Below are 13928 nucleotides of genomic sequence, written 5' to 3'. Positions count from 1 at the left end.
ATAATGTTGATAAACATATACAAGAGTAATAAACTGTATATACGGAAAACAAAAATTACAAACCTAAAGAGTTCGCTGAATTGTTAAATATATCCGTAAAGACACTTCAAAGATGGGATAATGAAGGATGAATTCAAATGAAATCATACAAAACGGAAATTCAACTAAACGACTCACAAAAACAAATTTTCAATCAGACTGTCGGTGTTTGCAGATTTGTCTACAACTTTTATCTTGCACATAATCAAGAAAGATACAAAAATGGCGATAAATTTATGTCAGGAATAGATTTCTCTAAATGGCTTAATAATGAGTTCATTCCCAGCCATCCTGAATACTCATGGATTAAAAAGGTTTATGCTAAAGCAGTGAAACAGTCTGTTATGAATGCCGAAAAAGCCTATAAACGTTTCTTTAAAGGCGAAAGTAAATTCCCAAGATTCAAAAAGAAAAAGAATCAAGATGTTAAGATGTACTTTGTTAAGAATGATGCGAAGATGATCATTCCATGCGAACGTCACAGAATCAAAATACCTACACTTGGATGGGTAAAGTTAAAAGAGTTTGGCTATTTGCCTACAAAATCAATCATTAAAAGTGGAACCCTCTCGCAAAGAGCTGGAAGATACTATGTGTCTGTTTTAGTAGATGAGCAGATCGAGAAGACAAATGCTAATTATAGTGATGGTATTGGAATTGATCTAGGAATTAAAGATTTTGCTATTCTATCCAATCAAAATAAACCAGTTAAGAATATAAACAAAATACTCAACATGAAAAAGTTGGAGAAGTCGTTAAAGCGTCAACAACGTAAACTTTCTAGAAAATACGAAAGTAATAAAAAATCTAAAAACAAAAAGGAGGAAACTGCTACTAGACAAAATATCCAAAAACAAGTTCTGAAGGTACAGAAACTTCATCAGCGAATCACAAATATTCGAGAAAATCATATTAACCAAACCGTTAATACAATTGTAAAGCAAAAACCACGCTATATTACAATTGAAGATTTGAATATTAGAGGAATGATGAAGAATCGGCATTTAGCAAAAGCAGTAGCACAGCAATGCTTCCATCCATTCAAGGTTAAACTCGATGTAAAATGTAAAGCTAATGGGATTGAATTGAGAATGGTTGATCGTTTCTACCCTTCCTCTAAACTTTGCTGTTGTTGTGGACATAAGAAAGCGGACTTGAAATTGTCAGATCGTATTTATGTTTGTAATCATTGCGGAAACGAGATGGATCGAGATAGGAATGCTGCTGTGAATCTGAAAAACGCTAAAATCTATAAAGTGGCATAAACAAGTCCATGTAGATATGTACCGATGGCTAGTCGGGAATTTAAGCCTTTGGAGCGCTATATCAAATGTTAGTAGACGGTAGTTTGTCGAGAACAGGCGCGTTGAAGAAGGAATATTCTTGATATGGATATATTTGTCCATATTTTAAGTAGCAGAGTTATCATGTTTATTGTTATGGGTATTGTCATGCTTGCCGTTTTCGGCTCGCTCGTTTTTTATCAAAGCTGGAGCATTTGGCGGTGGCTTAAGCCGCTGCATACGAGGGCCCGCAAGCTCATTTATACGGTCGTGGCCGCTGCGCTGCCCTGCACTTTTATCATCGCGATGATTACGCAAAATGCTATTTTAATTGCGATTGGCATGTACTGGCTCGCTATTTTCTGCTTATTGCTGCTCATTATTCCTTCCGTACAGCTCATCGCACGACTGCTGCGCTTTACGTCATTGCCACGCGAGTCGGTGTCCAAATGGTCCGGCATTGCCGTCCCCGTCCTGCTCCTAGCGCTGCTCGGCTACGGTTCGTTTCTAGCTTACAGCCCCGTTGTCCGCACGTATGATATTACGATTCCCAAAGGCGCACAGGACAGCGATCCAGCTAAAAACACTTTAAAAATCGTCATGGCCTCCGATATGCATTTTGGCATTTTGTCCGGGAAAGATCATGCCGTCCGTCTCGTCGAGCGCCTTAATGCTTTGAAGCCGGATATCGTGCTGTTTCCTGGCGATATTTTGGATGATCAAATCCAGCCGTATTTGGACAATGGGATTGATAAAATCATGGCAACGATCGAGGCGCCCTACGGTGTGTACGCATCGCTCGGCAACCATGATAAATATAATGGGCATATCGAGGACATTATTAACGCCGTTGAAGCGGGTGGCATGAAGGTGCTGTATGACGAGTCAGTTACCATTGATGACCGTTTCATGCTGCTTGGACGCAAGGATCATTCCGATACGGAGCGCGCTCCGCTGAGTGAGCTCGTTCAAGGCATGGATGCCGCCAAGCCGCTCATTTTGCTGGAGCATCAGCCTTACGATTTTGATATTGCCGATGAGCTGGGTGTCGATCTGATGGTGTCAGGCCATACGCATCACGGCCAAATATTTCCGGCGAATTTCATTACGCAGCTCGTGTTCGAGAATGACTGGGGCTATTTGAAAAAGGAAAAGCTGCAATCGATCGTTTCCTCCGGCTTCGGCTTCTGGGGACCGCCGATTCGTCTCGGCTCCCGCTCCGAAATCGTGGAAATCAACGTGACGTTCAGCAGCCCGGATGCAGAATAGAGCTTTGATTGAACCATATCTATGCAAAAAAGAGAGCCATCCCCTATGAATCGGGATGGCTCTTCTTCGTATGGCTTGACGACCCTATTATTACGTCAATCGCTATCTTTACTGACTACTCCAGCTTTTGAAGAAACTTGTTAATAACCTGGGCCGTTTCAGCCCGCGTTGCAATAGCAGCTGGATCAAAACGATTTTGATTTTTGCCATTCATAATTTCCAGCTCGGTAACTAAAGCTACTGCTTGCTTTGCCCATTCCGATATGTCGCCTGCATCTGCGAAGTCCAGAGCCGTTTGGTTGGCAGACTGCTCGTCATCATTCAGCATCGCCCAAGCTCGGGCCATAATGCTAGCCATTTGTTCTCTCGTCAGCGCTTCATTCGGAGCGAACGTCCGTGCATCCTTCCCTTGAATGAGTCCCGCAGCTACCGCTGCCCCTACCTCATCATAAAACCAGTTGTCAGATGATACATCGTCGAACTTTTGCTCTGCGCCAGTTGTGCCAGCGACAGCGGTATCCAGTTTGAGCGCCCGGACAAGCATCGCTGTAAACTCAGCGCGGGTCGTCGTTTTTTGCGGGGCAAACCGTTCATTTGAAAGCCCGAGGACGATATGCTTAGCCGTTAATGAACGGACCGCATCATACGCCCAATGCGAAGCAGGCACATCGCTGAAAGCTGCTTCATAAGACATGACCGCATATTTGCTGAAATGAGGCACGGAGGTGCTGATTAGCTTGGCAGCCTTGTCGATTTTGCCGCCGACATACTCCCACTTCTGATCGTTTTCGTTGTACCAGTAAATGCCCAGCAGATTTTCTTCATCCGCGCTCGCGTTATAGCTCAATTGAATGCCGACTGGCGAGGAGAAATTGGCCAGCTCCTTCTCCGTACCATTTGCTGTGCGGATCAGCAAAGTAAACGCGTAAGCTTCCCCGGATGATTTTAAGCTGCCGGATTGAACGTTCTGCTCCAGCCTATCCAAAGACAAAATAATTTGCGCTGTTGCAGCTTCATTTGCTCCAATAAGCTTTGCCAAATCCGCAAGCACGCTTGCTGGAATTTCAAGCACTACTCCGCTGCTTTCTACTCGAAGTGTTGAAGTTCCCAGCAATGTGCCGGCATTCGTGGGAAGTACAAGCTTGCTCTTGCCAGCGGCAAGCTGAAGCTTAACGATCCCGCCATTGCCGCTTGCCAGCTCATTGCCCGTCACCACTTGATTCGTTGCTGGTAGTGGCGTTGCCGATGGTGACGGTGTTGGCGTCGATGATGTAGTCGGACTCGACGTTGCTGGTGTTGGCGTCGATGATGTAGTCGGACTCGACGTTGCTGGTGCTGGTGTCGCAGTTTGTGACGGCGTTGGCGATGGCGTCACTGGCGAATCCGTTGGCACTGGTGTCGGCGTTGGCGTCACCGGCGTATCGGTTGGTGCTGGTGTCGGTGTTGGCGTCACCGGCGTATCGGTTGGTGCTGGTGTCGGCGTCGGCGTCGGTTCCACCGTTGCTTCCGTCACCGTCACAATGGCCTCCGCACGGAGCGAGGTTCCATCAACCGTTCCCGCAACAGCAAAGCTGCCTTCTGCCGCATATTGCTCCGCGTTTATTGCATCCCAGACGACAAAGGCAGTTCCAGTCGCATCGTTCTCATACGTCACTTGAACGCTTGCCGGGAGGCTTGGCGCAGTGCCAACGGTCGTTGCTGCTGCTGCTTGATCTACGCCTTTAATATCTTTGCCCTCATACAGACCCTTCACTTGCGAGGCCGTCATCGGCCCATTGTAAATCCGGAAATCATCAAGGCCCGCATGCAGCTGCGCCCCGTTGCCATAACCGGATACGCCGATCTTTTTGATATCCGCAGTAGCGGTTATCTTCCTCGGTGTGCCGTCTGTGCCCAGCGTCTGCGCCACCCCATTTTTATAAATCGCCCGTTCGCCGGTCGCGGAATCAAATGTAATGACGACATTCGTCCATTCATTCAGCGGCAGAAAATCATTCGGCGATTGCTTAACATAAAAACCGTTGGCGCCATCGACATAAAAAATGCTCGAGTTGCCATTGTAGGTCAAGAAAAAGCCATTGCCTGCATAATTGCTCTCCGGCTTGAACCAGAGCAGCACATTTTCGCGGTCATTCATATTTTCTGTCCGTTTAATCCAATAGGACAGTGTCAAGCTGCTAGGCTGCAAAGCCGCACTATTGCCCGCGTCTACAAAATTGCCAGAAACGCCATCAAACTGCAACGCTCCTCCGGTATGTCCATCGTTTACCCGGCCCAATTCTCCGTTAATCGTGCCATTCAGCGCCGAAGCGGATGCATCCTGGACGATCGTTCCTTCCGTCTCATCGAAATTGTAGCGAACAACGAGCGAAGGATAACCTTGTATTTCTCGGGCCATTACCGTTACATTTGCCGTCGCTTCCAAGCTTGTGCCAATAACGAGGCCTTTTACCGTAAAGCTGCTGCCCGCTTCCGTGTACTGCTCCGGCTGAATGTCGTTCCATCTCACCGATGCATCAATGGAGCTTCCATCTTTCAAATAAACCTTAACCGATGCTGGCAGCTTCGGAGCTACGTCCACTGGAGTGGACACCTGCACCTCTTCAATGCGTTCGATTTCATCAACTGGCGGAGCAACCATTGCCGCAATTTCCGCCGCAGTTAAAGCACGGCTGAACAGCTGAAAATCATCGACGCTGGCATTTAAATAAGGATCGCTATACTGCGATTTGCCGATGTAGTTGTTTTTCGTTTTGCCGAGGCTTCTCGGCGTTAATGTCATATGGTCATTGAGTCCTACCTCTGCGCCGTCCACGTACAAAATGCCCAGCGAACCATCCAGCGTTACCGCTACGTGCCTCCATTCGCCCGTAGTCAGCGCGGGTCCGGTAATCGATTGCTCGGCTCCCGGCTGGTTTCCGCCCGTCGTTATGCTGAATTGCATCGAGGAGCCTACCTTCGGCGCCAAAAACATATAGGATTGCGTTCCTGTGCCAAAATCAAACAATCGGGAGTAATCATTCAATTGATCGGCCTTCACCCAAGCCGCAACCGTAATTTTCTCCGTAAGTCCCAGCACATTGTCCGGCAGCAGCACATAACCGTCCGTACCGCCTACTTTGACGGCGTTGCCTGAGCGGCCGCTTGCCCATGCAGACGTGCCTTTAAGGGAAGCATCCTTTCCGCTGCCAGAAGAATCTGCGGCAATCGTGCCCGACGTCTCATTAAAGTTATAGCTTGCAATAACGTCCGGAAGGGCCGCTGGCGGATTAACGGTAATGCTCACCGTATCGCTGGCATTCAGCTCCGAATCATCTGCACTGAGCTTTAATACATAATTACCCGGCTCATTAAACTGGGCTGTCGTTACAGACGAGGTCGCAAATCCGAAGTCCACCACACCGCCCACGGGGCCGGATTCCATGCTCCACTGCACCGTCAGCTTTCCGGCCGGAAGGCCATCATCCTGCACACTGCCTTTCAGCACCAAATCATCATACAAATGAATCTCCTGATCATCACCCGCATGAACCGTTGGCGCTGTATTCGGATCTGGCGTCGTTTCACTCAGCTCAACCGTATAATTTGCGGCTGCTGGCGCATCTACCGCAAGAATCGCTTTTGCCCCAAACGCATTCAGCTTGCCTGCTGGCTGCCCATCCACCGTTACGGCATAGGCTCCTGGCTTCAAGCCCTCCAGCGTCAAATGAACTTGATGCGCTGTACCCGGCGTCAGATTTTTAATATTCAGCGCAGCTGCATCCTTGGTTTTGGACAGTTCCGCATGCGTAAACTGGTCCCGCTCAAGCGTCAAATACAGCTTTTCGGTAATCAGATTTATTTTCTTATAAAGCCCATCTATCGGTTCAATTGAATAAGAACCGCTATCCTCCGTCACATTCGCTCCATACCCTGTCAGTCCAAAAATCGGATCAATCGCAACGTCCGCGCTTAAAATTTGCAGAGCGCCGAACAAGCCAAGGTCGGATTCTCCCGTCATGCCTCTCCAGCCGTTAAGCAGTGGGAGCGATGCGCCACCGCCATGTCCAAGCGTGCCAAGATTGCCCTTCTCCGCTTGATACGTCCATGCCGAAGCGCCATAGTTGGCCGGATCGTCGCTGATCTGTCCCGTGTTGATAGCGCCAATGTTGGCGATTTTCGCCGCATAAGAAAGCCGCTGCTCTACTTCCCGGTTGCCGCTTGACTGATAGCGAATCCAGTCATCCATCGCATAACCGGCGAGCGATACGGTGTACTGAAAATTCCACCAGTTTTCGCCCGTAATCGTAACCGGGTCCGTGTAGTAATACCACACCGGCATATGGCCGCGCGAGGCCCGTGTTTTGGCATTAATTTTGCCCATCATTTCTTGAGCTTTGAGCTGCTCGGCCGCATTATCGCTTTGCATTTTGGCAAGGGTGTAGACCGCTTCCTCGCCCGTGTTGTCATAGCTGTATTCCGAGCCGTACGGATACTTCGTATTTTTAAAATTATTATATTTCGTTGCCATTTTCCCAATGATATCGCTGGCTTCGACGACGTAGCCTTCATCCTGCAGCGCTTGAATAATCGCCGGCGTCGTCAGCTCGCCCATCAATCCCGTATTCCAGTTGTAGGCAACCGGCCCTTCGTAGAGCGCCTTCATAATATTGTAGGCCCGCAGCAAATACGTATTTGCATCATGCTCATAGTCGATGAGATCAGGGTATTCTTTAACGATTTTATACATGCTGAAGAAGGTGTTGTAAATGTGCGGATACGCATAACCCCGATAGGTCGGCGTCGTATTCGGCTCCGGCATTAAAAAGTCATGGATCAAATAATCGTCATGATGCCCGTTCATCAAATTTGTCCAAATCGCCGTCTCCAAATATTCGTCGACTGCCTTGACCTCTCTCGCCACCGGATCGAGGGCATTTTTCTCCGCCAGAAACTGCCCATGCGTCAGCCCCCAATCGTCGCCCCAGCCCCAATAGCCGTTGAAATTGCCCATTTTCTTCTTCGTGTTCATCATCCAGTCGTCAAACACTTTGTCATAAATTTCGCCTGGCGCCTGCCACTGCATGGAATCCACCATAAATTCAGAATGCGCCGCCAAAGCTTCATCGATAGGCGAAATCGCATAAAATTGCAAAACGGTGCTGAGGCCATCCCCATAATTGACTGTAATATCGTTCGGCCCCAGCTTCGTCATTTGCAGCTCGTAAATATGATGGTCGCCAGCCTTGCTCTCTACCAGCGGAATGTCGTTGCCCGCATCATCTTTAACGGAGTTAATCGTCTGCTTCGTACGCAAATCGAACTTCGCCTTCTGATTAGTCGGAACGATCATGCCGGGAACGACGCTGACATCGACCAGTCCTTCCTCATACAGCTTCTGCTTCATTTGATGCTCATCAGCAACAGCATGAAAATTAAAGCCATACTGATTGTCAGCCCCAGCCTCCAGGATGAGGCTTGTATTCGGCAAATAGCCGCGGTTCGTCTTCTTGATCACATTAGAGTGAATGTAATAGACGTTCAGCCCTTCTATCCACTTGCCGCTTTCTCCCGTCCATTTGCTGTTCGGGCGTTCCTCCTGCCGCCACCGATCCTGGTATTCAAAGCCGGCCTTCGTCTGCGCATCCGGCGTCATCAGCAGGTAGGAGCCTAGTCCGCTAGGACGGCTTGCCGTCATATATGAGCTGTTATTGCCAACAAAGGAGTGGCTCACGACCCGCGTTTCATAAATCGCATCCCCGTAATTCCACTGCTCATTGAAAGGAAGCGGTACGCCGTAATCGCCGATCTCCAGCTTTTGCCCACTCGTATTCGTCAGATGAATGGTCCAGTTTAGCGTTCCATCCTCCTCTAGCGTGTAGGTTTCCACCAAAGTGAAATCCTTTATGCCTCCAGCATTTTGCGACCCCGCATACGTCACGGTTGTCACATCGCCATCTCTTGCGATCTGCCGCACATCACCTGATTGATTGGTCGACACTTCCTTCCATTGCCCGTTATCGCCCAAGCGATACGTAAACATCAGCTCGCCCATCCATTGGTGATCGGCTGTATTTTGCTCCGGCGCTACCGTCTTGTTCATCACATATTCCGTCGGGTATAAATCGCCTTTGATTTTAAGCGAGCTGATTTCGCCATATTCTCCGATCTCCACCTGCAAGCCGCCGCCCTCTGCTTCCGCACCCCAGGCCTTCCCGATTAATGGACTAAATAATCCCGCTATAATGGCTACTGCTGAAAATAAAGCTATGGTCCGTCTAGCCGTTAACGTCTTCCATCTCTTCTTTATCACAAAACAGCCTCCTTGTTAATCGTTTAGATTTTTAGTGAGAAACCGCTCCTTCATTCTAGCTCCTCATTCAAATAGGAAACAGCAGGCACCCCTTTCCGCTTACTTCACAAGCATATGTAAGCGCTTTTTTATTATCATAGCACGGTATTTTTGAATAGGATTTAATGATTTCAACCAAAACTATCATATTCGCAACCTGATTTCCAAAATCTAAACGTGTAACCTTTTTTTGCGCAAGTTGCCTGCCTTCTATTTTTTCGATTGAGTTTGTGAGCCGCCTTGAGTATGATAGAGAAAAAACGAAGCTGTTCATTCATACAAAGCCGACTCAAGTATGATGGAGGTGCACGTTGAAACCAACCGTTTTGCATTTTATCACACCGCCGGTTCCTTGCATTATCGATTGTGGTACAAACGTCTACGCGCCGGGCGAGCAGCATATTAGACGCAGAAGCATTGGCGTCTTTGATCTAATTGCGGTCACCCGTGGCACCTTATTTATTAGCGAGGAGGAGGAGCAGTGGAGTCTGAAGCAGGGGCAAATGCTCATTTTGCGCCCCGATGCGCTGCATTACGGCTTTGCCCCATGCACGGAGCCTACCGAAATTGTCTGGATTCATTTTCAAATTTTCGGAAGCTGGCGCACAAGCGAATCGTTGCAGACTGCTGCTGAAGAGCAAGCCTCACTCATGGAGTCGCACCGGGCAAAAGCCTATTTGCACAACCGCGATTTAAGCTCTATTTTTATCCAAAAACACAGAAGTCTGTCCGCTCAGGCTCTCAGCCTGCTGGGCCATTTTTCCCAGCTGGAGCAGGCGCCGCCCACCTTGCGCAATTGGAAAAGGCAGGATCATTTTCAAGCCTTATTGCATGAATTGAAGGAGGAGCCGGCTCTAGCCTCAGACTCTACGACCGCCGCTCTTGCCAGAAAGATTGAGCTGTTCATCCGCCAAAACTATGCACTCCCCATTACGAATAAAATGCTGCAAATTCACTTAAACTATCATCCTAATTATTTAGCCAAATGTATGAGCAAGATGTATGGTGTAACGCCCGTCGAATATTTGCTAGTCTATCGCATGGAGCAGGCGAAGCGTTTGCTTGCGCAAACCTCCTATCCGATTGGCAAAATCGCCGAGGAGGTCGGCTTTGTCCACACGTCCCATTTCACCTCCCACTTTACGAAGCGCGAAGGGCTGTCCCCGTCCAAATATCGGCAGGTGCATTCCCCCGTCTCCTAGTGCAAGGGTGAGTGGCCTTGCTGTTTTTGGAGCCGATCCCCGTTTGTCGATGCAATAGAAAAAACGATAAAAATAATAGAAAAAGCAGCGGACACCGTTATGAACGGCGTCCGCTGCTTGCGCTTACAATAAGCGCTTTGCGCATAATCATCTTTTTCACTTTCTCTCGGCGCTCAGCGGGGGATTGGAGATGAAAGGCCTGCTCTTGGCCAATGGCAAGCAGCGCCTGTTTGCCCGCTTCAGCGGCAAGCCGCTCATCCTGCAAAATATAAAAGGCCAACTGATAGCTCCAAGTTTCCAGCTCTCTGAGCGCCTCGACCGTATGATCCAGGCTAGCTGCTGCCTGCATGCCTTGCACCTCACCCTCTTATTTGGGATGTTTGCTAGTCTATTCTTTAATGCTCATATTATTTAGCGCCATATCGCTTAATGCGATCTGTCTCTCTTCCTCGCTGCCCTCAGCTGTCACACTGCCTTTATATAATGGCTCGCCAGTTGCAGCATTCATTACCACAACGGTTCGAGCATCTTCCTTACCGAGCAAAACATACAGACGCTCTCCATTCATAAAAAAGCTCTGCAATTCGCCCTCGCCAATCTGGCTTGACAACAGTGACCAAGTCTCACCTCGTCTTTCCCCTGTTTCCAGACTATAACGTGATACCGCAATCAGCGTCTCATTGTAATTTGTAAAATAGAGGTCACCGCCTGAAATGTAGCGCCCCCCCATTCTACGCGCATCCAATTTCTGCATTTCATCCGGCAAGCGCTGCGTTATCCCGCTCTTATACGAATACACATAAAGTTCTGCCGGAACGTTTGTCGGAACGCTGCTGCTGTTGGCTTCTCCCGTCTGTTCCTGCGTAACGATACTTAAAACAAAATAATCATTTGGTGCTGTATAATCATTTTGGGTGGCTGCAGATGAAAGGGGAGTCAGCTTGGTCCCAGCAGCATCTAGAAATTCCAGGGCAATCCTTTTAATGAGCTGACCGCTATCCGAATCGATTATATAATCAAAATACTGTTTTGCTCCTGATGGCCTATTATCTGTTTCATATTGGTTTACCATCACATGAAGACCATCTGCTTGCAGTTGTACATCATATATGGTTGCATGCTCTCTCATGCCTTGCTGAGAAAAAGGAGTTAATGCAATCGAATAGTCTGCGACCTTGCCAGTGCTTCGATTCAGCATCTCTACCTCTATCGTTCCTTCCGGGTCACTAGTAGCCGAATTGTATGGAATTTCAGCGTAGGCTAGCCAGTCCTGATCCTGATAAAAGCTGCCTATCTCCGCTTTGCCCCGCATGAAAGCGGGATATTTTTCAATAAGCTCTCTCATGCCCTCTTGCTCATAAAACCACTCACGAGCATCAGTTATATACGATTCATAAAGGGACTTCCTGCTTCGATACTCACTGCCGTGTACAGTTAAATTTAGAGGCTGCGAGCCCTTCCCGCCTATATACGAACCGACTAATACCAGATTAGCCGCTTCATTCGCATCCCCTTCCAGCGTCTCTAATCGATATTCCGGCAAATGGTCTGCCGAGCCAAAAGCGTAATACGTGCTGAACCCTGCTGCTGCGAGCAGGACGAGCGCCAGCGTAGTGATATAACGTTTCATCTTGCCCCTCCTTACACGGTAATCTTTTTATTTAACAGTCTGATGCTAAGCCATACGGATACCAAAACGAGAATGACGGTCAACGCCAGCATAATAGAGTAAGTTTCCCCTGGATATAAATAGGAAGCCGTATTCCCCGGCCGCTGCAAAGTAATAGGAGCCAGCAGCGCGGCGCCGCATACGAACAAATAAATAACAGCATAACCAATGCCAATAACCCGATAGCTTCGTTCCAGCAAAATAACCGTAAAAGCAGCAAGTACGGTCAAAATCCCAATCGCATAGGCCATCACAAATGCATCAAACTGGCCTGGAATGAGCACTTTCAGTGCTTGATTTTGCAAAATCGCCTGCGACAAATAGGAAGGATCGCGCAGCGCTTCTGGTATAACCAAATTGAACAGCATCATTTCAAGCGGAAGCAGCAGCAGCTGGAAGGAGACCAGTCCGAACGTAAACAGCAAAATCGCTGTCAGCTTCGCTGCGTAAATGCAGCCGCGATTGCTCGGCAGCATCAGCAGCCGATAAATAAACGTATCGCGCCCCAGCCAATCGCGGTACCAAATGAGAAAAACATAACCGGCGATAACTGCAATGCTGATCAGTACCGGAAAGGAAAACCAAAATTGATTGTTGAACATCAGCTCATTAAACGTCAGCTTCCCGGTCTCAGAGAAAGGATGATACGTATTCAATTTCTCACTCCAGCCAGGGCCTGTTCTAATGCTGCGCTCACTAAGAGACCACAGCAGCACTACGCCAAATTGCATGAGAAGCGTTAACGCCATTAATCCGCCAAGCAAATAGCGAAAACGGTGCACTTCCATATGTACCAGCTTCAAATAAAACTTCAAGCCTGATACACCTCCTTCATGACATCCACAATTGACTTGGCTTCCTCCATACGAAGCTGCTCGCAGTTAAAATTGCGGATAACGGAACCATTTTTCAACAGCACGGCCTGATCAATAAGATGTTCAACGTCTGCGATCTCATGCGTCGTAATCAACACACCGCGATCTTCAATTAGATGGCTCGAAAAAACTTCCGTAATGAGCGCTCGGCTGAACATATCAATGCCGGAAAACGGCTCATCCATCAGCACATATTCGGTATCCAGCGCAAGTCCCAGCAGCAGATTGAACTTCGCCGCCGTCCCTTTGGACAAATGGCCGATCCGTTCTTTCCCTTCCAGTTGAAAAAATGTCATCAGCTCCTTGGCCCGATCCTCATTCCAGCTGCGGTAGAAGTCCGCCATGAATACCATCGCTTCATCCAGCTTCATCGCAGGCGGCATCGTCAGATGATCCGGGATAAAAGAAATTTTCTCATACCGCTCCTTGCCAAGCTTTTGCCCATCCATTGTGATTTCGCCCTTGCGGATCGGCGTCAGCCCCATAATGGCTTTCATAATGGTCGATTTGCCCGCTCCATTCGTGCCAATCAGGCAGGTAATTTCACCCTTCTCGATTTGAAAGGAGACACCATCAAGCACCTTGCGCCGACGATATTTTTTATGTATATCCCGCACCTCAATCATACTGCGCGCCTCCCCCCTGCTTCTCGCCACTCAGCTGCTTATCTTCCGTATACTTATGCTTGACCAGCTCCAGCAGCTCCTCCACCGGAACGTCGATTTTACGAACAGAGGCAACGAATGCCTCCACAGCCTCGCCTATCAGCTCCGCGCGGATAGCCCGCAATACGTTCTCGTCCGTAGTAATCCGGCTTGGCGAGTTTCCTTCTGTTACGATCAACTGCTGTTCCTCCATTTCCTTATAAGCTTTCTGCGCCGTATTGGGGTTGATCTTGAGCAGTGCGCCGAGCTCCCTTCGCGAGGGAATAATTTGTCCGGCTTCCATTTTCCCAATGACCAATTGCTCCTTAAAAAACTTGACGACCTGCAAGTAGACCGGGTCACGGCCATTGAAAGCGACTTCCGTCCAGCCTTCATTTGTCTTCATCCCGTTACCTCTCATTCTTGTTCCAGTGTGTGTACCAAGTAGTTCATACACTTTAAGTGTATTATGCGCATAATACGTTTCTATGTCAAGCGTTTGTTAAAAAATAGGGAAAAACCCAGCCCTGCGCTTATCAAATATAATTTTACGGGTTGCCGCAGCGCAAACAGCCCCTGAAGACATAAGTCTTCAGGGGCTGTTTCATGTTTTAAT

Annotated in this window: 9 protein-coding genes and 3 pseudogenes; 4 read left to right on the top strand and 8 right to left on the bottom strand. The window is 48.3% G+C overall.

Annotation, left to right across the window (positions count from 1 at the left end; genetic code table 11):
• Nucleotides 1–50 precede the first annotated feature (50 nt).
• The 3 genes and pseudogenes from AC6B99_RS00775 to AC6B99_RS00765 all read left to right on the top strand — a co-directional run.
• A pseudogene (locus AC6B99_RS00775) lies at nucleotides 51–128 on the top strand (IS607 family transposase); the annotation flags it as partial.
• 9 nt (nucleotides 129–137) lie between these two features.
• Nucleotides 138–1304, top strand: coding sequence for an RNA-guided endonuclease InsQ/TnpB family protein (locus AC6B99_RS00770; RefSeq protein WP_496662525.1), 1167 nt, complete (start codon nucleotides 138–140; stop codon nucleotides 1302–1304).
• A gap of 162 nt (nucleotides 1305–1466) precedes the next feature.
• On the top strand, nucleotides 1467–2591 hold the full coding sequence (locus tag AC6B99_RS00765) for a metallophosphoesterase (protein WP_496662524.1): 1125 nt from the start codon (nucleotides 1467–1469) through the stop codon (nucleotides 2589–2591).
• A 115-nt stretch (nucleotides 2592–2706) separates the two neighbouring features.
• Here AC6B99_RS00765 and AC6B99_RS00760 read toward each other — a convergent pair whose 3' ends face one another.
• The 3 genes and pseudogenes from AC6B99_RS00760 to AC6B99_RS00750 form a co-directional block, all read right to left on the bottom strand.
• Nucleotides 2707–3135 (bottom strand): S-layer homology domain-containing protein, encoded by a 429-nt coding sequence (locus tag AC6B99_RS00760; RefSeq protein WP_496662687.1) that lies wholly within the window; start codon nucleotides 3133–3135, stop codon nucleotides 2707–2709.
• A gap of 18 nt (nucleotides 3136–3153) precedes the next feature.
• Nucleotides 3154–4797: pseudogene (locus AC6B99_RS00755) on the bottom strand (LamG-like jellyroll fold domain-containing protein); the annotation flags it as partial.
• A 189-nt stretch (nucleotides 4798–4986) separates the two neighbouring features.
• A pseudogene (locus AC6B99_RS00750) lies at nucleotides 4987–8751 on the bottom strand (DUF5695 domain-containing protein); the annotation flags it as partial.
• A gap of 482 nt (nucleotides 8752–9233) precedes the next feature.
• On the opposite strand from AC6B99_RS00750, the gene AC6B99_RS00745 reads away from it, so the two are divergent.
• The gene (locus AC6B99_RS00745) at nucleotides 9234–10124 is read left to right on the top strand and encodes a helix-turn-helix transcriptional regulator (protein WP_496662523.1); all 891 of its coding nucleotides are present in this window, start codon (nucleotides 9234–9236) and stop codon (nucleotides 10122–10124) included.
• A gap of 97 nt (nucleotides 10125–10221) precedes the next feature.
• On the opposite strand, the gene AC6B99_RS00740 is transcribed toward AC6B99_RS00745, so the two are convergent.
• Genes AC6B99_RS00740 through AC6B99_RS00720 form a run of 5 tightly spaced genes read right to left on the bottom strand, consistent with a single transcriptional unit; the run spans nucleotide 10222 to nucleotide 13718 of the window.
• On the bottom strand, nucleotides 10222–10473 hold the full coding sequence (locus AC6B99_RS00740) for a hypothetical protein (protein ID WP_494864799.1): 252 nt from the start codon (nucleotides 10471–10473) through the stop codon (nucleotides 10222–10224).
• 39 nt (nucleotides 10474–10512) lie between these two features.
• Nucleotides 10513–11754, bottom strand: a complete 1242-nt coding sequence (locus tag AC6B99_RS00735) for a hypothetical protein (RefSeq protein ID WP_056031045.1) — start codon at nucleotides 11752–11754, stop codon at nucleotides 10513–10515.
• A gap of 11 nt (nucleotides 11755–11765) precedes the next feature.
• Nucleotides 11766–12608: a hypothetical protein gene (locus AC6B99_RS00730; protein WP_496662522.1), complete on the bottom strand. Its 843-nt coding sequence runs from the start codon at nucleotides 12606–12608 to the stop codon at nucleotides 11766–11768.
• Entirely contained in the window at nucleotides 12605–13294 is a 690-nt protein-coding gene (locus AC6B99_RS00725) for an ABC transporter ATP-binding protein (RefSeq protein ID WP_056031052.1), read from the bottom strand. Before AC6B99_RS00725 ends, AC6B99_RS00730 begins: the two co-directional genes overlap by 4 nt.
• Nucleotides 13287–13718, bottom strand: a complete 432-nt coding sequence (locus AC6B99_RS00720) for a GntR family transcriptional regulator (RefSeq protein WP_056031055.1) — start codon at nucleotides 13716–13718, stop codon at nucleotides 13287–13289. Before AC6B99_RS00720 ends, AC6B99_RS00725 begins: the two co-directional genes overlap by 8 nt.
• Nucleotides 13719–13928 lie beyond the last annotated feature (210 nt).

The organism is Paenibacillus liaoningensis (assembly GCF_059609455.1).
The sequence above is the reverse complement of the archived record's forward strand: the minus strand, read 5'-3'. Positions and strand labels throughout refer to the sequence as shown.

Bases quoted from the DNA above. Each gene is read 5' to 3' on its own strand.
- AC6B99_RS00770 (WP_496662525.1), top strand. From the start codon at position 138: ATGAAATCATACAAAACGGAAATTCAACTAAACGACTCACAAAAACAA.
- AC6B99_RS00765 (WP_496662524.1), top strand. From the start codon at position 1,467: ATGTTTATTGTTATGGGTATTGTCATGCTTGCCGTTTTCGGCTCGCTC.
- AC6B99_RS00760 (WP_496662687.1), bottom strand. From the start codon at position 3,135: ATGCTTGTCCGGGCGCTCAAACTGGATACCGCTGTCGCTGGCACAACT.
- AC6B99_RS00740 (WP_494864799.1), bottom strand. From the start codon at position 10,473: ATGCAGGCAGCAGCTAGCCTGGATCATACGGTCGAGGCGCTCAGAGAG.
- AC6B99_RS00735 (WP_056031045.1), bottom strand. From the start codon at position 11,754: ATGAAACGTTATATCACTACGCTGGCGCTCGTCCTGCTCGCAGCAGCA.
- AC6B99_RS00725 (WP_056031052.1), bottom strand. From the start codon at position 13,294: ATGATTGAGGTGCGGGATATACATAAAAAATATCGTCGGCGCAAGGTG.
- AC6B99_RS00720 (WP_056031055.1), bottom strand. From the start codon at position 13,718: ATGAAGACAAATGAAGGCTGGACGGAAGTCGCTTTCAATGGCCGTGAC.